The organism is Pseudoalteromonas sp. APM04, from assembly GCF_022809815.1.
In the GTDB taxonomy this organism is placed as follows: domain Bacteria; phylum Pseudomonadota; class Gammaproteobacteria; order Enterobacterales; family Alteromonadaceae; genus Pseudoalteromonas; species Pseudoalteromonas marina.
The window spans coordinates 2,971,275-2,992,803 of sequence record NZ_CP094441.1 but is presented as its reverse complement, the minus strand read 5'-3'; the positions used below and the strand labels follow the sequence as shown (position 1 = coordinate 2,992,803).

Annotated in this window: 20 protein-coding genes; 14 read left to right on the top strand and 6 right to left on the bottom strand. The window is 40.2% G+C overall.

Annotated features, from left to right (window positions below):
* Positions 1 to 385: 385 nt before the first annotated feature.
* Genes MTP24_RS13835 through MTP24_RS13820 form a run of 4 tightly spaced genes read left to right on the top strand, consistent with a single transcriptional unit; the run spans position 386 to position 5,017 of the window.
* A complete protein-coding gene (locus MTP24_RS13835) occupies positions 386 to 1,390 on the top strand; it encodes a Fe(3+) ABC transporter substrate-binding protein (RefSeq protein ID WP_010556616.1) in 1,005 nt (334 codons plus the stop codon).
* Positions 1,390 to 3,021, top strand: coding sequence for an iron ABC transporter permease (locus tag MTP24_RS13830; protein ID WP_008131115.1), 1,632 nt, complete (start codon positions 1,390 to 1,392; stop codon positions 3,019 to 3,021). The genes MTP24_RS13835 and MTP24_RS13830 overlap by 1 nt, the downstream gene beginning before the upstream one ends.
* Entirely contained in the window at positions 3,022 to 4,071 is a 1,050-nt protein-coding gene (locus MTP24_RS13825) for an ABC transporter ATP-binding protein (protein WP_243531707.1), read from the top strand.
* A 46-nt stretch (positions 4,072 to 4,117) separates the two neighbouring features.
* Entirely contained in the window at positions 4,118 to 5,017 is a 900-nt protein-coding gene (locus MTP24_RS13820; RefSeq protein WP_006794542.1) for a Dyp-type peroxidase, read from the top strand.
* On the opposite strand, the gene argR is transcribed toward MTP24_RS13820, so the two are convergent.
* Complete coding sequence (gene argR / locus MTP24_RS13815; RefSeq protein ID WP_006794541.1) at positions 5,014 to 5,481, bottom strand: transcriptional regulator ArgR; 468 nt, start codon at positions 5,479 to 5,481, stop codon at positions 5,014 to 5,016. The genes MTP24_RS13820 and argR overlap by 4 nt on opposite strands.
* 224 nt (positions 5,482 to 5,705) lie before the next feature.
* Here argR and mdh point away from each other — a divergent pair, with 224 nt between their 5' ends.
* On the top strand, positions 5,706 to 6,638 hold the full coding sequence (gene mdh, locus MTP24_RS13810) for a malate dehydrogenase (RefSeq protein ID WP_006794540.1): 933 nt from the start codon (positions 5,706 to 5,708) through the stop codon (positions 6,636 to 6,638).
* A 95-nt stretch (positions 6,639 to 6,733) separates the two neighbouring features.
* On the opposite strand, the gene ispB is transcribed toward mdh, so the two are convergent.
* Positions 6,734 to 7,705, bottom strand: a complete 972-nt coding sequence (ispB, locus tag MTP24_RS13805; protein ID WP_008131122.1) for an octaprenyl diphosphate synthase — start codon at positions 7,703 to 7,705, stop codon at positions 6,734 to 6,736.
* A gap of 422 nt (positions 7,706 to 8,127) precedes the next feature.
* Here ispB and rplU point away from each other — a divergent pair, with 422 nt between their 5' ends.
* The 5 genes from rplU (at position 8,128) to MTP24_RS13780 (ending at position 11,023) form a co-directional block, all read left to right on the top strand.
* On the top strand, positions 8,128 to 8,439 hold the full coding sequence (rplU, locus tag MTP24_RS13800; RefSeq protein ID WP_006794538.1) for a 50S ribosomal protein L21: 312 nt from the start codon (positions 8,128 to 8,130) through the stop codon (positions 8,437 to 8,439).
* A gap of 16 nt (positions 8,440 to 8,455) precedes the next feature.
* Positions 8,456 to 8,713, top strand: coding sequence for a 50S ribosomal protein L27 (rpmA, locus tag MTP24_RS13795; protein WP_002957747.1), 258 nt, complete (start codon positions 8,456 to 8,458; stop codon positions 8,711 to 8,713).
* 141 nt (positions 8,714 to 8,854) lie between these two features.
* Positions 8,855 to 10,006, top strand: a complete 1,152-nt coding sequence (gene cgtA, locus MTP24_RS13790; RefSeq protein ID WP_006794537.1) for an Obg family GTPase CgtA — start codon at positions 8,855 to 8,857, stop codon at positions 10,004 to 10,006.
* Positions 10,007 to 10,077: 71 nt separating this feature from the next.
* Positions 10,078 to 10,569, top strand: coding sequence for a type 3 dihydrofolate reductase (gene folA / locus MTP24_RS13785; RefSeq protein ID WP_243531704.1), 492 nt, complete (start codon positions 10,078 to 10,080; stop codon positions 10,567 to 10,569).
* 79 nt (positions 10,570 to 10,648) lie between these two features.
* Entirely contained in the window at positions 10,649 to 11,023 is a 375-nt protein-coding gene (locus tag MTP24_RS13780) for a DUF3718 domain-containing protein (RefSeq protein ID WP_008131132.1), read from the top strand.
* Positions 11,024 to 11,180: 157 nt separating this feature from the next.
* Here the strand turns inward: MTP24_RS13780 and MTP24_RS13775 are convergent, their stop codons facing one another.
* The 3 genes from MTP24_RS13775 to coaBC all read right to left on the bottom strand — a co-directional run bounded on the left by MTP24_RS13775 (position 11,181) and on the right by coaBC (position 15,999).
* Positions 11,181 to 13,955, bottom strand: coding sequence for a prolyl oligopeptidase family serine peptidase (locus MTP24_RS13775; protein ID WP_243531703.1), 2,775 nt, complete (start codon positions 13,953 to 13,955; stop codon positions 11,181 to 11,183).
* A gap of 162 nt (positions 13,956 to 14,117) precedes the next feature.
* Positions 14,118 to 14,705 carry a nucleoid occlusion factor SlmA gene (gene slmA / locus MTP24_RS13770; RefSeq protein WP_006794533.1) on the bottom strand — a complete coding sequence of 196 codons (588 nt, stop codon included), beginning with the start codon at positions 14,703 to 14,705 and terminating at the stop codon, positions 14,118 to 14,120.
* Positions 14,706 to 14,805: 100 nt separating this feature from the next.
* Positions 14,806 to 15,999: a bifunctional phosphopantothenoylcysteine decarboxylase/phosphopantothenate--cysteine ligase CoaBC gene (gene coaBC / locus MTP24_RS13765; protein WP_010556610.1), complete on the bottom strand. Its 1,194-nt coding sequence runs from the start codon at positions 15,997 to 15,999 to the stop codon at positions 14,806 to 14,808.
* 143 nt (positions 16,000 to 16,142) lie between these two features.
* Between coaBC and radC the strand changes: the two genes are divergently transcribed.
* From radC to rpmG, 3 genes are all read left to right on the top strand, one after another.
* Positions 16,143 to 16,817 (top strand): DNA repair protein RadC, encoded by a 675-nt coding sequence (gene radC, locus MTP24_RS13760; protein ID WP_008131137.1) that lies wholly within the window; start codon positions 16,143 to 16,145, stop codon positions 16,815 to 16,817.
* Positions 16,818 to 17,087: 270 nt separating this feature from the next.
* Positions 17,088 to 17,324 carry a 50S ribosomal protein L28 gene (gene rpmB, locus MTP24_RS13755; RefSeq protein WP_006793236.1) on the top strand — a complete coding sequence of 79 codons (237 nt, stop codon included), beginning with the start codon at positions 17,088 to 17,090 and terminating at the stop codon, positions 17,322 to 17,324.
* A gap of 11 nt (positions 17,325 to 17,335) precedes the next feature.
* On the top strand, positions 17,336 to 17,491 hold the full coding sequence (gene rpmG, locus MTP24_RS13750; protein ID WP_004587947.1) for a 50S ribosomal protein L33: 156 nt from the start codon (positions 17,336 to 17,338) through the stop codon (positions 17,489 to 17,491).
* 321 nt (positions 17,492 to 17,812) lie between these two features.
* On the opposite strand, the gene MTP24_RS13745 is transcribed toward rpmG, so the two are convergent.
* A complete protein-coding gene (locus MTP24_RS13745) occupies positions 17,813 to 19,948 on the bottom strand; it encodes a S8 family peptidase (protein WP_243531701.1) in 2,136 nt (711 codons plus the stop codon).
* A 331-nt stretch (positions 19,949 to 20,279) separates the two neighbouring features.
* Between MTP24_RS13745 and MTP24_RS13740 the strand changes: the two genes are divergently transcribed.
* Complete coding sequence (locus MTP24_RS13740; RefSeq protein WP_243531699.1) at positions 20,280 to 21,464, top strand: NAD(P)/FAD-dependent oxidoreductase; 1,185 nt, start codon at positions 20,280 to 20,282, stop codon at positions 21,462 to 21,464.
* Positions 21,465 to 21,529 lie beyond the last annotated feature (65 nt).

Below are 21,529 nucleotides of genomic sequence, written 5' to 3'. Positions count from 1 at the left end.
GAGCCTGTCCTAACTCCGTGTTATCCTTCATAACCAATCACTGGTTTGCGAGTAATTGATCCCTGTCCTTTCACTCGTTAAGCATCATTGCTTAGTTGATGAGGTAATTATAGGTGAATGGTCCAACTAAAGTAGGGCAAAAACCCTAAATAGTTTATGTATTATTATTGTTAAATACTATATAGGTATTAAATATCAATGGCTTATGTTGTTTTTGCTAGGTATTTAATCGGCGTTTTACTTATAAGCTGCCACTTCCGTGAGATATCTCTTACAGGGTATTTCTGTTTTGGACGCTTTTTTAGTATTTATGGGTATTTAGGGTGTGCACTTTTTAACTGTTCACGGTAGAATTATTGATAATAATTACTATTTAGGTGGAATAATGAAGAAAACACTCGCTATCGCTTTAGGGTTTATCGTATCGGCGCCAGCCTTTGCAAATGATGTTGTTAATATTTACTCTTTTCGCCAACCTTTTTTAATACAACCTATTTTAGACGATTTTACAAAACAAACCGGTATTAAAACAAATGTTGTGTTTGCTAAAAAAGGCTTAATCGAGCGTGTAAAACGCGAAGGTAAACATAGTAAAGCTGATTTAGTTCTTACTTCTAATTTTAGTGCACTCATTCAATTGGAAGATTTAAACTTAACTCAAACAATTAATAGCACTAATGTAAATGCTAACGTACCTTCTGCTTTTCGAGATGGAGATGGTCAATGGGTTGCGCTAACAAAACGCGTGCGAAATGTATATTCGTCGAAAGATCGTTTGGGCGCATTACCAAAGCTCACTTACGAAGAACTAGCCGATCCAAAGTATAAAGGGCAAATTTGTACTCGTTCAGGTAAACATCCGTATAACCTAGGGTTAGTTGCTTCAATGATTGCGCATCACGGTGAAGCGCAAACTAAAACATGGCTTGAAGGCGTCAAGGCTAATTTAGCACGTAAACCACAAGGCAATGACCGTGCTCAAGTTAAAGCCGTTAAAGAGGGGCTATGTAATCTTGCGTTAGGCAATAGTTACTACTTGGGTAAAATGTTGCAAGACGAAGAACAAAAAGCATGGGCTGAGGCGGTACACATTAATTTCCCTAATCAAATTAATCGTGGTTCACATATTAATGTTTCGGGGGCTGTTATCACTAAATATGCTAAAAACCCTGAAAATGCCTTGAAACTCATAGAGTATATGACCGACAATAAAGCGCAAAACATGTATGCATCGCTTAATATGGAATACCCAGTTAAGCCTGGTGTGCAATTATCCAGTTTGGTTGCATCATGGGGCAGCTTTAAAGAAGATAGCTTGCCACTTGATGAGATCAGTAAATATCGTCCGTTAGCGCTTAAGTTAATTGATGAGGTGAAGTTCGATCTTTAATGACTTATAAATTTAAGCTGTCTAAATGGCAGCTATTCGCGTGGTCGACAGGTTTAGTTTTGTCGGCCCCGTTGTTCTTCCTTCTTTTTGAATCGCTACAAGGCAACTCAGAGGTTTTTACTCACCTTTGGGACACTGTGCTTTGGGATTACATTTCTAATACTGTACTACTTATATTAGGTGTGTGTGCACTCAGTAGTGTTATAGCGTTGCCACTTGGTTGGCTAACTGCTTATTGTAACTTTCCCGGTAAAAAACATTTTGAATGGGCGCTCATGCTGCCCCTTGCTATGCCTACTTACATTATTGCCTACGTGTATACTGATTTACTTGATTATGCAGGACCCGTGCAAATTACTCTAAGGGAGTGGTTTGGCTGGCAATCTCCCAGTGACTATTGGTTTTTTGATATACGTACCCTGCCGGGCGCAATAGTCATGATTGCCTTGGTGCTTTACCCATACTTATTTTTAATTTTTAAAACGGCTTTGAGAGAGCAGTCTTTTAAATTGGTACAGGCAAGTCAACTAATGGGACTTTCCCCAACTAAAAGTTTTTTTAAAGTGAGTCTTGTATTATCTCGTGGTTCTATTGTTGCTGCTCTTGCGCTCATTAGTATGGAAACAATGGCCGATTTTGCAACAGTAAGTTATTTTGCTGTTAGCACGCTCACAACCGCGGTATACGATACATGGTTTGGTTATTACTCCTTGACTGCTGCTGCAAAAATATCAGGTGTCATGCTGTTACTACTTTTTTTAGCGCTTATGGCAGAGCGCTTTAGTCGTCGTAATCAAGCTGTATTTGAACGCCAATCGGGCGTAAATAGTGAAGCACTTTATATTTTAAAGGGAAAGTCGGCTTGGTTAGCAACGGCATTTTGTGGCACGGTTTTACTTGTATCTTTTGTGATCCCGATTGCAGTATTACTTAATTACGCCATTACCTACTTTGAAAAAGCATGGAGTGCTGAGTTTTTTAATTATGCGTGGCAAAGCCTAAAAGTGGCAGGCGTTGTGAGCGTAATAACAATTGCATTAGGTGTTTTTGTTGTTTTTTATCAGCGTATAGCAACACAGTCTTACCCTCTCGTTCCTGGGCGACTAGCGAGTACGGGCTATGCACTGCCTGGCACCGTATTAGCAATTGCCGTTTTATTACCTCTAACACTGTTAGAAAGTAGTATTAATAATGTATTAGAGCCTTATAATTTAGACATAGGTTTGTTACTAACAGGCAGTGTGTTTACTATTGTGATTGCTTATGTCGTTCGGTTTTATGCCATTGCTCACGGAGCGATAGAGTCGAGCTTTGTGCGTATTAGTCCATCACTTGATATGGCAAGCCAGTCTATGGGTAAAAGCCAAGGCCAAACATTGCGTTTAGTGCACCTACCTTTATTAAGAAGAGGCTTACTGACAGCTGCCTTACTCGTTTTTATTGAATGCATGAAAGAACTTCCTGCTGCGTTATTACTCAGACCATTTAACTTTGAAAGTCTAGCAACGCATGTTTTTCAGTACGTGAGTGATGAGCAGTTAGAGCTGGCTTCTATATCTGCTTTATCTATTGTTATTGTTGGATTTATCCCCTTGTATTTTATTAATCGTTCTATGGAGCAACACACTTAAATGAGTAGTTTAATTTTGCAAGGTGTCAGCTATCACTATAACGGTACAAAGGTGATCGAAAACTTAGACTTAACCGTGGGTAAAGATGAGATTGTATGCTTGCTTGGTGCCAGTGGCTGCGGTAAAACCACCACATTAAAAGCCATTGCAGGCTTAGTTGAGGCCAAGCACGGAAGTGTATTTATAGATGGCAAGCTGGTAAGTGATGGGTCAACATTTATTGCACCAGAGCACCGAAATATAGGTATGATGTTTCAAGATTACGCGTTGTTTCCTCATCTAAGCGTAGCAAATAACATTGCGTTTGGGTTAGGTAAAATGAGCCAATCCGAAAAACAACAGCGTGTGGATGAAATGCTTCAGTTAGTGCATTTGTCTGGTTGCGCAGATAGATTTCCTCACCAGCTTTCTGGTGGGCAGCAGCAACGCGTTGCAATTGCCCGTGCGTTGGCTTATAAACCAAGTTTACTACTTCTTGATGAGCCGTTTTCAAATATAGATACCCAAGTTCGTTTTGAATTAATTGCAGATATTCGCCGTATTATTAAGGCGCAACAAGTATCAGCGGTATTTGTTACCCATTCAAAAGAAGAAGCTTTTGCTTTTTCTGACACGCTTGCCATTATGGACCGCGGTAATATTGCCCAACAAGGTACGCCAGAGCAGCTTTTTGCAGCTCCTAGGTCAAAGGTGGTTGCAGAGTTTCTAGGTCAAGGCATATACTTATCCGCAGAAGCATTAACGGCTACTGAATATAAAACACCTTTTGGCACCGTTGAGTCAGATATGCAAACGAGCTGCTATCCATGTAGTGGTGAGTTATATGTGCGACCTCACCAAATTGAACTTTTGCAAGAGTGTCAAAGTGACAAACTCAGTAAACGGGCTACAATATTAAGTCGTCGCTTTATTGGCTCTGCGTATGTTTATAAAGTTGTTATAGCCGAACAAACGCTTGAAGTTGAAGCGCAATATGGCCAATCATTTGAAATCAATGAGCAGGTTATAATAAAAATAAAACCCCACACAGTGAATTTTTTTGAATCATAGTTAATGTGATTCACTGTGTACATATCTGTAAAACTGAGGAATAACAATGGCGCAAGCGCAATCTGGGATTTGTGCTGAAGCAAACCTGCATGGTTTGCATTTATTTTTTAATGTGTTTGATGGTCAAGACGAATCATTGCGCGCTAAATTAAAACAAGTAAGCGCAATTGAAGAAGAGTTTAATGATCAGTTTTCAGAGTCGATGTTGTCGTGCGTTGTTGCCATTGGCGCCCAATATTGGCCTCATATTCTTCCTGAGTATATTCCTAGTGAGCTGCAAAGCTTTCCTAATATAAATCATGCAGATCACCAAATGAGTGTTCAGCCGTGCGACTTGTTTGTGCAGGTGCGTTCAGACAGAGAAGACGTAAACCACTTATTTGCATTGCAAGTTTTAAAGCTTTTTGCACCTGATGTGGAGCTGGTGGAGCAAATACGTAACTTTCGTTTTTTAGATGGCCGAGATTTTAATGGTTTTATTTATGGTGGTGATATGCCACACGGAAGAAAAAAGCGTTCAACTGCTTTAATTAATAAACCTGGTTGTTTTGAAGATCAGGGAAGTTATATTCATGTTCAGCGCTATAAACACGACTTAACTGTTTGGCAGCACTTATCGCTCAGTGAGCAAGAGCAAATTATGGGCCGTACACGACTTGATAATACGCTTATAACCCCAGCATTAAATACCAGTCATGCCACGCGTAGCGAATTAAAAGATGAAGAGGGGCAACCCCTTTTGTTGAATCAAAGCATGCCTTATGGCGATGTTTATGAGCAAGGTATGTTATGCATAAGCTGCGCAAGTACTGGTACTGCATTTGAGGCTGTATTAAATAGCCGTTTAGGAGAGGGGGAGTGTTACGACCATTGGCTTGATTTTACTCAAGCCGATATGGGGTCTGCTTTTTTTGCCCCCTCAGTTGGGTTTTTAAAGCAAATTTAAACCGTATCAAATAAAATACGTACTCGTTCAAGCGTAACGTCTATTTCAGAAATTTTAGCTGGGGCAATAAATATAGTATCGTCTCCGGCAATAGTACCTAATACACCATCGGCCTTTCCTAACGAGTCAAGTAAGCGGGCAATAAGCTGCGCAGCGCCTGGACTGGTGCGAATAATGATCATCATTTCATTATGCATAATATCAATGACTAACTGGCGTAATGGGCTTTTAGCGGTCGGCACTCCCATTTCAGCGGGTAGGCAGTAAACCATTTCTTGTTTAGCGTTGCGGGTACGCACAGCACCAAACTTACTTAACATGCGTGACACTTTACTCTGGCTTATATTGTCAAAGCCTTGCTCTTTAAGCGCATCAACTATTTCGCCTTGAGAGCCAAAGTTTTCTTCTTTTAAAAGTGATTTAAACGCTTTTACCAATGCTTCTTGTTTATCTTGAGGTTGCATAGTCTTTATTCATTATTGTTATTTATGCTGTAAATAGTACACAAAAATGAATAATTATGCAGCAGTTGTTTAGTCAACTTGACAGTTTGATGCGATAAACCACCAAAGTTTACAACTATGGTCGAAAATATCGCAAAATAGGTCCGATAAATTTGTTTTTAGGCGCTAATTTCATTATCTTAAGGGCCACAAGTATTTCCTACCTCAAATGACGGAGAATTCCAATGAAAGTTGCTGTATTAGGTGCTGCAGGCGGTATCGGTCAAGCATTGTCTTTACTATTAAAAACAGGCTTACCAGCTGGTTCTGAATTATCACTTTACGATGTTGCACCAGTTGTACCAGGTGTTGCTGTTGACCTATCACACATCCCAACTGATGTTAAAGTAGCAGGTTTTGGCGCAGACGATTTAAACAAAGCGCTTGACGGTGCTGATATTGTTTTAATCCCAGCGGGTATGCCACGTAAACCAGGTATGGATCGTGCAGATTTATTTAACGTAAATGCCGGTATCATCAAAACACTAGCTGAAGGCATTGTAGCTAGTTGTCCTAAAGCACTTGTGGGTATCATTACTAACCCAGTAAACGGCACAGTACCGATTGTTGCTGAAGTGTTCAAAAAAGCAGGCACATACGATGCAAGCCGTGTATTTGGTATTACTACGCTTGACGTGATTCGTTCAGAAGCATTTGTTGCTGAACTTAAAGGCGTAGACGTTGCTACAGTTAAAGTACCAGTAATTGGTGGTCACTCTGGCACAACTATTCTTCCTCTACTTTCTCAAGTTGAAGGCGTAACTTTCACTGAAGACGAAGTTGCTGCACTTACTCCACGTATCCAAAATGCAGGTACTGAAGTAGTAAATGCTAAAGCAGGTGGTGGTTCAGCTACATTATCAATGGGTGCTGCTGCAGCACGTTTTTGTATGTCTTTAGTTAAAGGCCTACAAGGTGAAGATGTTGTAGATTACGCATACGTTGCTGTTGAAGATGGTGATGCAGAGTATTTTGCACACCCAGTACGTTTAGGTAAAAACGGCGTTGAAGAAATTCTTTCTTACGGCGAACTAAGCGCATTTGAAGAAAAAGCGAAGAACGATATGCTTGAGACACTGAAAAAAGACATCAAAGAAGGTGTTGATTTCATGGCGTAATAGCCAGAATGAGCATTAAAAAAGCCTGCATTTGCAGGCTTTTTTGTTGCTCGAATGTTATTTACTATTAGTGTTAAATAACAGGCTCGTTAAGGCTAGTGATCACGGTCAACGGCTATACGGGCTAAGCTTACCAATGCGTGCTTGTATTCAGATTCTGGTAAAAAATCTAAGCAAGCAATTGCTTTATCGGCTTCAAGCTCTGCTTTTTGCATTGTAAACTCAAGCGCATTGGTTTGTTTTAACGTAGATAAAATCTCTTCTAAATGTTCCATACCATTACTGTGCTCAATAGCATCACGAATTAACTGTGTTTGATGCGCATTACCGTGTTGCATTGCATATATAAGTGGTAGGGTAGGCTTACCTTCGGCTAGATCATCGCCTATATTTTTACCTAGCTGGTCTGCATCGGCGTTATAATCAAGCACATCGTCAACAAGTTGAAATGCCGTACCTAAGTGCATACCGTATAAGTTTAATGCATTGAGCGTGGCTTCATCATTATTGGTAATAATAGCAGCAAGCCCGGTAGCAGCCTCAAACAGCTTAGCCGTTTTAGAGTAAATAACTTGCATGTAGCTGGCTTCGGTTGTGTCTGGATCGTTGCAATTCATAAGTTGCAGCACTTCACCTTCAGCAATGATATTGGTAGCATCGGCGAGTATTTGCATAATTTGCATTTTGCCTAAACCAACCATTAACTGGAATGAGCGCGTGTATATAAAGTCGCCAACTAATACGCTAGCAGCATTACCAAATTCAGCGTTAGCGGTCGGGGTGCCTCGGCGTAAGTTTGACTCATCAACAACGTCGTCGTGTAATAAGGTCGCGGTGTGAATAAACTCAACAATGGTCGCAAGTGTAATGTGGTCTTTACCAGTATAACCTAGCGCTTTGGCAGCTAAAATAGCCAACATAGGGCGAACGCGTTTGCCGCCGCTATTAACTATGTATAAACCAAGTTGGTTTACTAACGCCACCTCTGAGCGCATTTGCGCATGTATAAGTTGATTGACGTCATTCATATCGCTTTCTATTAACGCCTGGATAGCTTTTATATCCATTGATCTCCGAGCCAATTTTTATGTGTGAACGGCGCAGATTGTACAACAAAAAACGCACTAGCTCGATATTTTGTGACGATTGATTTAAAAAACCTACCTAAAGTGCTTAATAAGTGCTTAATTCAATCACAAATGTGTTTAATTACTAGACGATGAAAGATGGTTTTTGAGTTTGAATAATGGTCGACGCAGGTTGTAATTTTATTAGTAGGGTTATTTTTGCAAAGAGTTAAAAAGCGCTTGGCAAAAGGCTTAATTAATATAAAATAGAGAAAATATTGAATTGCTCTCAAAGCAGCTACTTTTTATTCATTTTAATTACAAAATAGGCTTGCTAGTTATTTCGCGTTAGCGTAAACTTCGCGCCCTATCGAAGAATATTTTAGTTGCGCCGATTTGAGGGTGCACAGACGGAGTTAATTATGTACGCGGTTTTCCAAAGTGGTGGTAAACAGCATCGTGTGACTGAAGGTCAAACGATTCGTCTTGAAAAATTAGACGTTGAAACTGGTGCGGCAGTTGAATTTGATTCAGTGCTTTTAGTTGCTGATGGTGAGAAGATCGAGATCGGTGTACCGTTCGTAAACGGTGGTAAGATAACAGCAGAGGTTGTTTCACATGGTCGCGGTGAGAAAATTAAGGTTGTTAAATTTAGACGCCGTAAGCATTCTCGTAAGCAAATGGGCCACCGTCAATGGTTCACTGAAGTTAAAATCACTGGCATTAGCGCTTAATTAGAGGTACTTAGAAATGGCACATAAAAAAGCAGCTGGTAGTACTCGTAACGGTCGCGATTCAGAAAGCAAACGCCTAGGTGTTAAGCGTTTTGGTGGCGAATCAGTTCTAGCGGGTAGCATCATTGTTCGTCAGCGTGGAACACGTTTCCACCCTGGTACAAACGTAGGTATCGGTAAAGACCACACTATCTTTGCAAAAGCAGATGGTAAAGTTCAATTTGAACAAAAAGGTCCTTTAAACCGTAAATACGTAACTATCGTAACTGAGTAATCAGTAAGGTAGTTAAAAAACCCCGCCTTTGCGGGGTTTTTTGTTTTGAGACAAAAATATATACCAAAGCCAAGCCTGCAATCGGCTTGGCTTCGGTATATAATGTATAAATTAGCAAGCCAATCCCTAAAGTGAGTAATCATGAAGTTTGTAGATGAAGTAGAAATTCGCGCAGAGGCCGGAGACGGCGGAAGCGGTATCGTGTCTTTCCGACGTGAAAAATATGTCCCAGATGGTGGGCCTGACGGCGGTGACGGTGGAGACGGTGGTAGTGTTTATCTACAAGCTGATGAAAACTTAAATACCCTGATTGACTATCAGTTTGAGCGCTTTCACAGAGCTGAACGCGGTACAAACGGACGTAGCCGAAACTGTACAGGTAAAAAAGCAGACGACTTGTTTGTAATGGTCCCTGTGGGTACGCGTATAACCGATGTTGATACGCAAGAAGGGCTTGGTGATTTGACCCAACATGGTCAACGAATTTTGGTTGCAAAAGGTGGTTTCCACGGCTTGGGGAATGCACGTTTTAAATCAAGTACTAACCGAGCGCCTCGTCAAAAAACACTAGGTACACCCGGTGAAGTACGTAACTTAAAATTAGAGTTACTATTGCTAGCTGACGTAGGTTTACTAGGTTTGCCAAATGCTGGTAAATCGACCTTTATTCGCAGTGTGTCAGCAGCAAGACCAAAAGTAGCTGATTACCCATTTACAACGCTTATTCCTAATTTAGGTGTAGTGCGTCCGGAAGCTAACAAGTCATTTGTAATAGCTGATATACCTGGGTTGATTGAAGGTGCGTCTGATGGTGCCGGTTTAGGTATCCGCTTCTTAAAGCATTTAGAGCGTTGTCGTGTGTTATTGCACATTATTGACGTAATGCCTGTAGATGGATCAAACCCAGTCGATAATGCGTTTGCAATTATAAACGAACTGCATCAATACAGCCCTAAACTTGCAGAAAAGCCGCGTTGGTTAGTATTTAATAAAATAGATTTGTTACCTGAAGATGAAGCACAAGCACTATGCGATGCGATTGCACAAGAGCTAGGTGAGTCTGAAAATATTTATCAAATCTCAGCTATTAACAAGCTGCATACTCAACCGCTTATACACGATATTATGACATTGCTTGATAGCATGCCTAAAGAGAAGTTTGAGCAAGTTGAAGATGAAGAAATAGAATTTAAGTGGGATACCTACCATCAAAAAGCCACCAAAGGCGATGATGATGATTGGGATGACTGGGATGAAGATGATTACGATGTAGAAGTAGTCTACGAACGTTAATTTTCATTAAATATAAAAAGGAGCGTAGGCTCCTTTTTTGTTTTTTAATAGTAAAGTATTAGGTATTTAATGTGATTATTTCAATGATTGCCGCTATGGCAAATAACCGTGTTATTGGTCTTGATAATAAAATGCCGTGGCATTTACCTGCAGATCTCCAACATTTTAAAGCCGTTACTACAGGCAAGCCTGTGATCATGGGTCGTAAAACTTTTGAGTCTATTGGCCGTCCTTTACCTGGTAGACGCAATATTATTATTACGCGCAACACTGAATATAAGGCCGAAGGTATTGAAACGGTAACAAGCCCAGAGGCCGCGCTGAGCTTGGTTTGTGATGTTGAAGAAGTGATGATTATTGGTGGTGGAAATGTTTATCAGCAGTTTTTAACACAAGCTGAGCGCTTATATTTAACCTTTATTGATCTCGATGTTGAAGGCGATACACAGTTCCCTGATTACCAAGCTATTGCAAATTGGGAAGTGAAAGAAGAGCAATCTAAACAGCCAGACGAAAAAAATAAACATAGTTATAAATTCGTAACTTTATATAAATACTGCTAACATTATTGCGAAAGGTTAACTAGGTTGGTACAATATTAACCAGTTAACGTAGGAATAAAGTACCAAACAAGGGTCGACAATGTTTAAATTATCAAAGTTAGTTGTTATTTCTGCTATCGCTGCAGTTTCACTTTCTTACACAGCTCCAGTAAAAGCTGATGATCAACTAGCAATATCTATTTGCGAGTATATCGCAGCAGATGATAAAAACCGTTTACGTAGTAAGTTAAAAAGCTCTCGTGTAAAAATTCGTAACATATATGATTCTATTCAATGTAACGGTAATAACTTATTGCGTCATGCTGTTGCCAGCAATGCTGTAGATGCAGGTGAGTATATTGTTAAAAACTTATCTAAAAGTTCATTGTCAGACGGTGCCGACATAGCCTGGGCTGAAGGCAATCACGCAGGTTCTGCGCTTATTCCTGTAATTAAAGACCGTGCTGGTTTGTAATTATTAGTAATTTAAAAAAAGCCGCGATTATCGCGGCTTTTTTGTTGCTGGAAAAATAATTGACTATTTAGAGGCCGATATTACTGAGTAATATCGGCCTCTATCTGTCAGAGTACCCTGATCAGCTTTTATCATGTTTATTTATGAATGTCTCAGTTCACTCACTTATAAATGCTTCACCTTCAATCATCCATTTAGCTGCAGGCTGACCTTTTAGGTAATGATCGAAGTACTGCATCATACGGACTGAAAAATCGACCTGATTTGGGAATTTTTTAAGGTGATGCGGTTCACCTTCATACTGTAAAAAAGTGGCATCTTTGCCTGCACGACGAAGTGCTAAATAATACTGTACGCCTTCGTGCCATGGCACCGCATCATCTTTGTCTCCAAACATGATTAAAATTGGCGTATTGACCTTGTCAGCAAAAAATACGGGTGAGTTTTCAATATATAACTCTGGTGCCTCAAATAAGTTTTTACCTATGCGGCTTTGTCCTGTTTCGTATTGAAACTGGCGAGCAAGGCCTGACTTTAAGCGTATACCACTGTATGCGCTGGTCATGTTAGATACCGGCGCGCCTGATACAACCGCTTTAAACATATCTGTTTGGGTGATCATAAATGCACTTTGGTACCCGGCCCATGAGTGACCTTGCAAGCCAATTTTGTTTGGATCGGCAATACCAAGATCTATTAACTTTTGGGTAGCATTGATCATGGTTTGCGTTGACGATTTGCCCGGGTGACCTATTTCAAAACGAATATCAGGTAAAAAGATGGCGTAGCCATTTGATGTAAACATTGGGAAATTAGGGCGATGATTTAACTCCATTTTAGGAAAATCAAACATACGCTGGCTCATGTAACGATAAAAATAAACGACAACAGGCACTTTATCGCCTTTTTTGTAACCGTCAGGTTTTATTAAAACACCTTGCAAGTCTTCACCATCAAAGCCTTTGTAGCTAATCAGTTCAGGTTTTTCACCCCAAGCAAAATTTGCGGTTTGAGGGTTCAAATCAGTTACTTTTTGTGTGCTTAAAAAGCTTAAGTCGGTTTGATAAAAATCTGGGAACTGATGATAAGTCTGTTCTGTAAATAGGTATTTATCTGCTTTCTTGGCTTTTTTAACAATATCAAAACGTTTATCACCACTGAGTACTTCAGTAATGGTCGTGTTTTCTAAATCAAGCTTTGCAATCCCCCGTTGCTTTGTTTGAAGGTCAACAGCAGTAACTAGCAGTGTTTCATCTTGTTTAAAGCCTACCTGGTTTCTATCAAGATTAATGACGCGATACTGTGTATTAGTCTGCTTTCCATTTGTTAAGCGTTTAGCTTGATTGGTGTTTACATTAAACGCCCAAATATCATATTTGCTATAAGCAAGTACTTGGCTGCTATCGCTCATCCAGCCTGCAAAACCATAGCCTGGTTGATCTGATGGGTAGTCGTGTTTGTCGTCGGCAAAAGTTGCTTTTATGGCTTTTGTAACCGGAGTAACTTTATTGTTAGCTAATTCTTTTAGTTGTATTTGGTTGTCAGCAAAGTAAGCCGCAAATAAGCCATTAGGAGAAAGAGAAGGTCTAAAAGGGCTGTTAGTCACAATAGGAGTTTGCTTGCCTGTATTAATGTTTACAGCGTAGTAATCTGCAAAAAAGCCGCCATACATTATTTTTTCTAAATAGGGAGTATTTGACGAGCCCAGTAAGGAAGTATCGCGTTCTGTATTAAGAGCAACACTCGGCATTGCAGGGGTACTTAGTTGAACCACTTTTTGTGAATTTACATGGTATACGGCTTCGTAGTGACGGTGCTTATTAACCGCGTTCCATTGCTGTTTTTCTCGTGGTTTTATTTCTGGGTCTTTATTATGCCAAACATCCAAGCCTTTTTGCTCGCGAATAGTGGCAATGTCATAGAGTGAGGTTTCATCTACGAATTCTTTGGCTTTTACTTTCGCTGCAAGTTTTGGTCGGTTTTCAAAGTATAAGCGTTCGCCGTTTTCTGACCAGCTTAGTTTTGCGGTTTTGCCTATAGTCCACTCTTTGTTTGTAGATTCAATAGTTGAAAGTGTTTCGTTTTTCCATAATTGTAGTGAGTGGTTTCGACGGCGGGTATCTTCGTTTACATAATTACCCAAAGTAAATGCTACGGTTGCTTCGATTGGGTGCCATGCTATTTTATTAGCAACAACACCGGGTTCATCAATTAGCACTTCACTTTTAAAAGATGTTAGTGTGATTAGCTTTATTTGGTTGTCGTTACCATCAGGGTAACTTTGGCTTAGCAAAAGCTGATCATTGGTAGCACTTATACTGTAACTAAAAACATTATCAATAGTTTCACTTTGTTGGTTTTTTAAATTAACAATAACGAGCGAGTAAACCTTGTCTTTTTTGTCAGGTGAAATGGCGCTGCTGTCTTCCTCTTTACTCTCATTTTTGGTGTTTTTTTCTACATTATCAGTTTTATCTGCTTTTTTATCTAAGCGATACGCAAGCCATATCCCGTCGTTTGATAATGCGTAGTCTTTTACATTCTCAAAACGTTTTTGCTCACCTGTTTCTGTATTTACTAGCACTAAGTTATTTTTAAGCGTGTTTTTTTTCTTGGTGGTTTCTTTTTCGAGTAATGTGGGTACTTGTGTAAATGCAGTCCAGTTGGCTGCTTTGTTTATAAACGGCTTGGTGCCGCGGTCCACTTCGCTGATTAAACTATTTGAGGTTAAAGAGTAAACCTGACCTGCAGCATTGCCGCGGTATGGCGTGGCACTTAAAGATAAAATACGTCCATCTTCAGATAGTTGTGTGCCTTTGGCTGATTTAAAGTTAAATACATCTGTGAATTCTAATGCCTCTTTTGCATTAGGCGCGGTGCTGACTAAGCCAGTAATAAGTGCGCTACTTAGTAGGGTGAGCTTTGTTTTCATTATTGAATCTCGTTTTTTAACATTATTTTATTGTAACGAGTTTGACTAATATTTCGACCAGATAGGATAGAAGGCAGGTGGTGGCGATAAGTAACAGGTATAAACGATAAAACGACCATTTGGTCGTTTTATTTAAAAATTAATTCAGCGGGTATAATTATGTTAGAGCCAAATTTTTTGCAATTCAGGCCATTGTTTTTCAAATTGGACGCTTGGCTTAGTTTTAAAGTCACTGCGCACAAATTGATTCATTTTTCCTTCAACATAGGCAAGTAAAAAGTTAGCCAGTGTAAGCTCATCGCTTTGGAAGTTTTTTCCTTCACGAAGCTTGCGTTCTCTAAGTACTTGTTTAAGTTGGGTTTCTAATTTTTCAAAAAAGCTTTGAACGCGTTCACGTAAGCGCTCTTGTTCACCTTGCAGCGCATCACCGGTTAAAATACGGGTAATACCAGGGTTTTTTTCGGCAAATGTTAAAAGTAAAAGTAAAATATTATAAACACGGGTTTGGCTTTCTTTTTCGTTTTCTAAAATAAGGTTGATGCGCGATAAAAGAGTGTCTTCAATAAACTCGATTAAGCCTTCAAACATACGCGCTTTGCTAGGAAAGTGACGATACAGGGCCGCTTCAGATACACCAACCTCAGCAGCTAGTTTAGCTGTGGTGATTCGTTGACCAGGGCTTGTTTCTAACATTTGTGCGAGTGCTTGCAGTATTTGCTCTTTGCGATTACTTCTTTTTGTCGCAGGCATGAACATTCCTTTTTTATTAGTTATTCTTGGCTGGGGTTAATCATTTTTTGTTCAAATGAAAAGCATATGTTAATGTTTTATTCAGTTTGTTTCCAGCCTTTTATAGATGTTTAGCCAGCTGTTCGATCACTTTTAAAGCAATTGTACTTTTACTGCTAACGGGCAATTCTAACTGTTTATTTTGCCAATACAGAGTCAACGCGTTTTGATCAGAATTAAACCCTAAACCACTTTGCGATACATCGTTTGCGCATATCATATCTAGGTTTTTATTAACTAATTTACCTTTAGCATAACTCTCAACGTTTTGCGTTTCAGCGGCAAAACCCACAGTGTAAGGGCGGTTTTTTTCTATATTAGCAACCGCTGCAATGACATCTGGGTTTTTAACTAACGTTAGTGTTAGCTCGTCGCCTTGCTTTTTCATTTTTTGAGTTGCTACTTCGCCAGCTCTGTAATCGGCAACAGCTGCGCAGCCAATAAACGCATCCGACTGCGGTGCATATACTAGTGCTTCATTTAATAGTTGCTCTGCGCTTTCTATATTTATTAGATTTGCACCAATAGGGGCTTTGATAGTTACAGGGCCAGAAATTAAATTAACGTTAGCACCGAGTAACAACGCGGCTTCTGCAAGTGCGTAACCCATTTTTCCAGAGCTATGGTTTGATATAAACCTAACAGGGTCAAGCGGCTCACGGGTTGGGCCTGCGGTGATAGTAATTGTTTTACCAGCTAAAATTTGAGGAGGTTGGTTTTCAACACATAACGCTACAAGCTCATGTGGTTCAAGCATACGTCCTGAGCCGACATCTCCACACGCTTGTTCTCCTTTGCCCGGGCCCCAAATAAGAACGTTACGCGCTTTTAAAGTGGCTAGGTTTGCTTGCGTTGCAGCATGTGCATACATTTGCTGGTTCATAGCTGGGGCTACCGCAACTTTTGCAGGAGTCGCAAGTAGTAAAGTCGTCAGTAAGTCGTCTGCAATGCCGGTCGCCATTTTGGCAATAATATTACATGTTGCAGGAGCGACTAAAATAAGATCAGCCCACTTGGCAAACTCAATGTGTCCCATCGCGGCTTCAGCGGCAGGGTCGAGCAATGAATCCGATACTATCTCGCCGCTAACGGCTTGCATTGTGAGTGGCGTAATAAAATGCTTGGCTGACTCAGTCATGACAACTTTTACTTCACAACCATGCTCTTTTAATCGTCTTACGAGCTCAGCGCATTTATAGGCTGCAATTCCACCGCTAATACCCAGTACAATTTTTTTGTTTGTTAACGTCATCATGGTTGTCTGTCAATCTTATTAAATATGGCGCCTAAAATAACAAATCTTTACTCGTTCAGCTAAGCTTTTAATTTAAAATTACAAGCTAAATTTTTATTTTGCATTACATTTATAAGACACATGAGTTATTCAAGGATGAAAAAATGCAACTAACTTCACTGCCCAATGCTCAACGCCCACGTGAAAAGCTTATCGAAAAAGGCGCTAAAGCGCTAAGTGATGCAGAGCTCCTTGCCATATTTTTACGTACCGGGTTGCCGGGGATGAACGTAATAGAATTGGCTCAGCACTTACTGAACGAAAATAAAACATTACATAACTTGTTTAATGCCAGCATGGACGAATTTTGTTCGCAAAAAGGATTGGGAACGGCGAAGTATGTTCAATTACAAGCGGTACTTGAATTAAGTCAGCGTTATATGCAGGAGCGCTGCCAACGAGATGCCGTGTTTAACTCCCCTAATTCAGTATACGATTACCTTACCATTCAAATGCGGGGTCTACAGCAAGAGGTATTTATGGTGCTTTATCTTGATAGTCAAAACCGCTTAGTAAAAGATGAGATTCTTTTTTACGGCACAATAAATGCCGCAAGTGTGTATCCGCGGGAGGTTGTTAAAGCGGCACTTAAAAATAATGCAGCGGCTGTTATCTTTGCTCATAACCATCCAAGTGGGATTGCTGAACCAAGCCAAGCAGATAAGCTTATTACCAATAAATTGCAGCAAGCACTGCAATTAGTAGACATAAATGTGCTTGACCATATCATTGTGGGAGGTGAAACGTGTGTTTCGTTTGCCGAGCGTGGCCTTATTTGACTCTCTTTAATATAGAAATGTGCTAAAAATGAGCGGTTTAATACATTTTAGTAAATTAGTTTAATTTAAATGCAGTTTTTACTTTCCCTAAGGGCATTCGATCTTTATAATTGGCCGCTATCAAATTTACATATGAGCTGGTTGGATAGATCAGTATTTGATCTTTGCCTGTAAAAGCTGTATAAAGAGCGCCCTTCGATTTATCTAGGGCAGAAATACACGGCCTTAGATTAAATTAAGCTCGAGCGAAGTTATTGGAGATATATAGACATGTCTAAAGTATGTCAAGTTACAGGTAAGCGTCCAGCGGTTGGTAACCACCGTTCACACGCGAGAAACGCGACTAGACGTCGTTTCCTACCTAACCTACAAACACACCGTTTTTGGGTTGAAAGTGAAAAACGTTTTGTAACATTACGCACTACTACTAAAGGTATGCGTATTATCGATAAAAAAGGCATCGACGCGGTTCTTACAGAAATCCGTGCTCGCGGCGAAAAAGTTTAAGGAACTGAATCATGCGCGATAAAATCCGTTTAGTTTCAACTGCCGGTACTGGTTTTTTCTACACTACTGACAAAAACAAACGTAACATGCCTGAAAAGATGGAAATCAAAAAGTTCGATCCTAAGGCTCGTAAACACGTGATTTTCAAAGAAGCTAAAATCAAGTAATTTTAGTTTTTTAGAATTTAAAAACCCAGCTTAGGCTGGGTTTTTTGTTTTCTGGTGATAAGTTAGTAATATATTTGAACTAATACGTATATTCATTAGCAACTATACTTAACCAGTTTTAGGGAATAAAACCGATATTGTATGTTTAATCTTTATATAAAACAGGTATATAACAAAGCTTCCTCTAGTGATTGACGAGGCTTAGTTGTCTAAAATAGCTCGTTAGCATTAAGCCTCATTAGACTAAAAATTACCTTACTCACAAAAAAAGGCCAAACAGTCAGTTTGGCCTTTGCTATCCCAAAGATTATGAAATTACTATTATGGTTGGTATTGTCCGCTAATAGTTAAACCAGAGAAGGTTCTGTAAGCATTTACACTTAAATGCCATGTACCGGCTTGTGGATTATTAAAGGTACATGTTTCAGCATTACCATTTTTATATGGACGACAATCGTAGCTAGACGATGTTGGCTGACTACCAAACTTCACAAATAAATCAGCATCACCTGTACCACCAGAAGTAGTTACAGTAAATGTAGACATACCTGCAGGGACATCTAGTGTGTAGTGTTTCCACTGACCAGCACTGGCACTTACGTCACTAACAGTACCACCACCAGCTTCAGGTGTGCCTGAACCGCCACCAGAAGATGCACCTGTGATATTACCTACCAAACTCACACCAGAGTAAGCAGAGTAACCACGAAGCATTACATGGTACGTACCTGCCGTTGGATTATCGATAGAACATTCTTCGCTGTTGCCGCCTTTGTACGGACGACAGTCGTAGCTTGATGTAGTTGGTTGGCTGCCAGCACGAACGTATAGATCGGCATCACCTGTACCACCGCTCATTGTAAACGTCACATTGGTTGCTCCGCTTGGTACGGTCATGGTGTAAAAATCTTGTGCGTTAGCACCACCGCTTAAGCCTGTTTTAGCTTCGCCATCAACAAGTTCATTATCACCTGTTGTAGGTGGTGTTGTACCGCCACTTGCTGCGGCAACAGCAGCTGCTGCATCAACAATACCTGTACCACAGTTGTTACATGTTGCAGGGAATGAGCGAGTAGACGATTTTAAAATACTCTCAATTTCATCAGGCGTAGCATTTGGTTTTGCTTGCTTGATAAGTGCAGCTACACCCGCTACGTGCGGAGCGGCCATAGATGTACCTTGAGAGAATGAATAGCTATCGGTTGATGGAGAAGAAGATCCCGAGTTATACGTAGACAGAACACCTTCAGAATCGTTAGCAAAGCTTTGTGCACCACCGGGTGCAGCAACATCAATGTTACTACCGTAGTTTGAGTAATAAGCACGGCCACCATTTCGACCAACTGATGCTACATTAACAACACCGTTACAGTTACCTGGGTTGTAGTTTGCTGAGTTATCGTTATCGTTACCTGCTGCAATAACTACAACAGCGCCATTGTTGCGAGCTGTATTGATTGCATTTTGTGTTGTAGAACTACAAGAGCCACTTCCGCCTAAGCTCATGTTAATAACATCAGCTGGGTTAGGGTTTCCAGGGATGCCCGATACGTTACCGCCAGATGCCCAAATAATGCCGTCGGCAATATCAGACGTTAAACCACCACATTTACCAAGTACACGTACTGGAACTACTTTTGCGTCATAAGCAACACCGGCAACGCCTTCACCATTATTTGTAACGGCTGCAACAGTACCCGCAACGTGCGTACCATGCCAGCTAGACCCTTGCGCACCATTATTACCACATTCGCCGGCTGCTACTGCATCGCCCGGATCACGTGCATCGCTATCACGGCCGCCGCCATCGTTAGCAACTGATAGGTTAGAAATCATATCGTAACCTGGCAAAATATTAGCATTTAAATCGGCATGAGGGCGGTAACCTGTATCAAGAACAGCCACTACTACACCACTACCTGTTGCGGTGTCCCAAGCTGTTGGTAAGTTCAAACCGCCAGCTTGCTCATAGTAGTGCCACTGGTCGCCATAGCGCGGATCGTTAGGTGTCGCAAAAGGTTTTAACATTTGGTCAACTTCAATGTACTCAACGTTGCCTGAATCAACCATTTCTTGCATAAACTCTTGTGCTTCTGCTGCGCTAAGTTTTTTATCTGCTCGCATAACATGGTGGTTATTTAGTGCCATTGCGCGAATGTACTTTGCTTTAACTTTTCCTTTTTTAGAGGCAAAGTTTTTAACAAAGTTTTTTGCACGTGCTTTCATGTTTACAGGGCTTTCATCTGCAGTAGAGTAACTCAGTGCATCAACGTTGTTATTTTTATATTTAATGATGAATTGCGTTTCAAAGCCACTTTGATTTTGAAGTTTAGCTGTTGTATCAGCCACTGAAGGGCCAATTGCTTGTGCTGGGTTAGCCATGCTTGATGCAGTAGCAAAAAGCGTACTAATGGTAAGTGCTATTGCACACTTATTAAATGTTTTACTTGTTGTCATAATTTTCCCTAGATTTTTTTATTAGTTATATCGTGATGGATTGTCACAATGCAGGTACAAAGGTAAATTATGTGTTAATAAATTTAAAATACTAAATCATTATGTCCCTATTTCATTTAGTTATAACGAGCGTTTTAAAGGGTTTTTTCATTGTTTTGTATTTATCATATAAAATAAAAATGACATAAAGGTATTGCTTTTTGGTTTGTGTTTTTAATACTTCTAAAAAGTAGAAAGTATATTTATTGTGTTATTTGTAATAATTAAATTGGAGCATTGTTGGCAACTAATTTTTGCTATAATCGAGCAAATTGTTAAGTGAGATAAATAGATGACCCAGGTAGATGTAATTGTAATTGGCGCGGGAGCGGCTGGATTAATGTGTGCAGCACAAGCTGGATACCGAGGCCGACGTGTTACAGTACTTGATATGGGTAAAAAGCCGGGTCGTAAAATTTTAATTAGTGGTGGCGGGCGCTGTAATTTTACAAATGAGAATGCAGCAACGGAAAATTACTTATGCAGCAATCCACATTTTGTTAAATCATGTTTGAGCCGTTATACGCAATATGACTTTATTGAGCTGGTGGACCGCCACGGTTTGGCATACCATCATAAAACGTTAGGCCAGCTGTTTTGTGATAATAGTGCGCAAGATATTGTTAATATACTTCTTACTGAATGCGAGTGGGCAGGTGTAAATATAGCCTTGCGCAGTGAAGTGATTAATGTACAAAAAACAGAGTCGGGTTATAGCGTTACCACAGAGCAAGAGACCTTTCATTGCGAGTCGTTAGTGGTTGCGTCGGGTGGGCTTACTATGCCCAAGCTTGGTGCTACACCTATTGGTTATAAAATTGCTGAGCAGTTTGGTTTAAACGTACTACCTACTATGGCCGCGCTTGTACCATTTACCCTTCACCAACACGACAAAGAACGCTTTGAAGGGTTATCAGGCGTTAGCATACCGTGCGAAGTAACAAGTGAAGACTGCACCACATTTAAAGAAAATATATTATTTACGCACCGTGGTTTATCTGGCCCCGCTATATTACAAATAAGTTCATTTTGGCGTGCAGGGCAGGCTGTTACTATTAATCTACTTCCTGAGCTAGATTTAAAACAGCAGCTTGCAGACTGGCGAGAAACGCAACCTCAAAAATCACTAAAAAATAGCCTAACGACAATATTGCCAAAACGGTTCATTGAAATATTACATGAAAGCAATGCAATACCTGATTGCAATATTAATCAGCTTACCCATAGTCAAATTGAAGACCTTGCTAACTACATTCATGCGTGGCAAATAAAACCCAACGGAACCGAAGGCTATAGAACTGCAGAAGTAACCCTAGGTGGTGTAAATACAGACGAACTAAGCTCTAAAACGTTTGAAGCCAAAAAATCACAAGGCTTGTACTTTATAGGGGAAGTAACCGATGTAACCGGTTGGCTTGGAGGTTATAACTTTCAGTACGCTTGGAGCTGTGGATTTGCAGCCGGGCAATACGCGTAGTTATTTTATCCATTGTTAAATAGAGCACACTCATATTACACTTAAAGCTTATGTGGCTAATATGA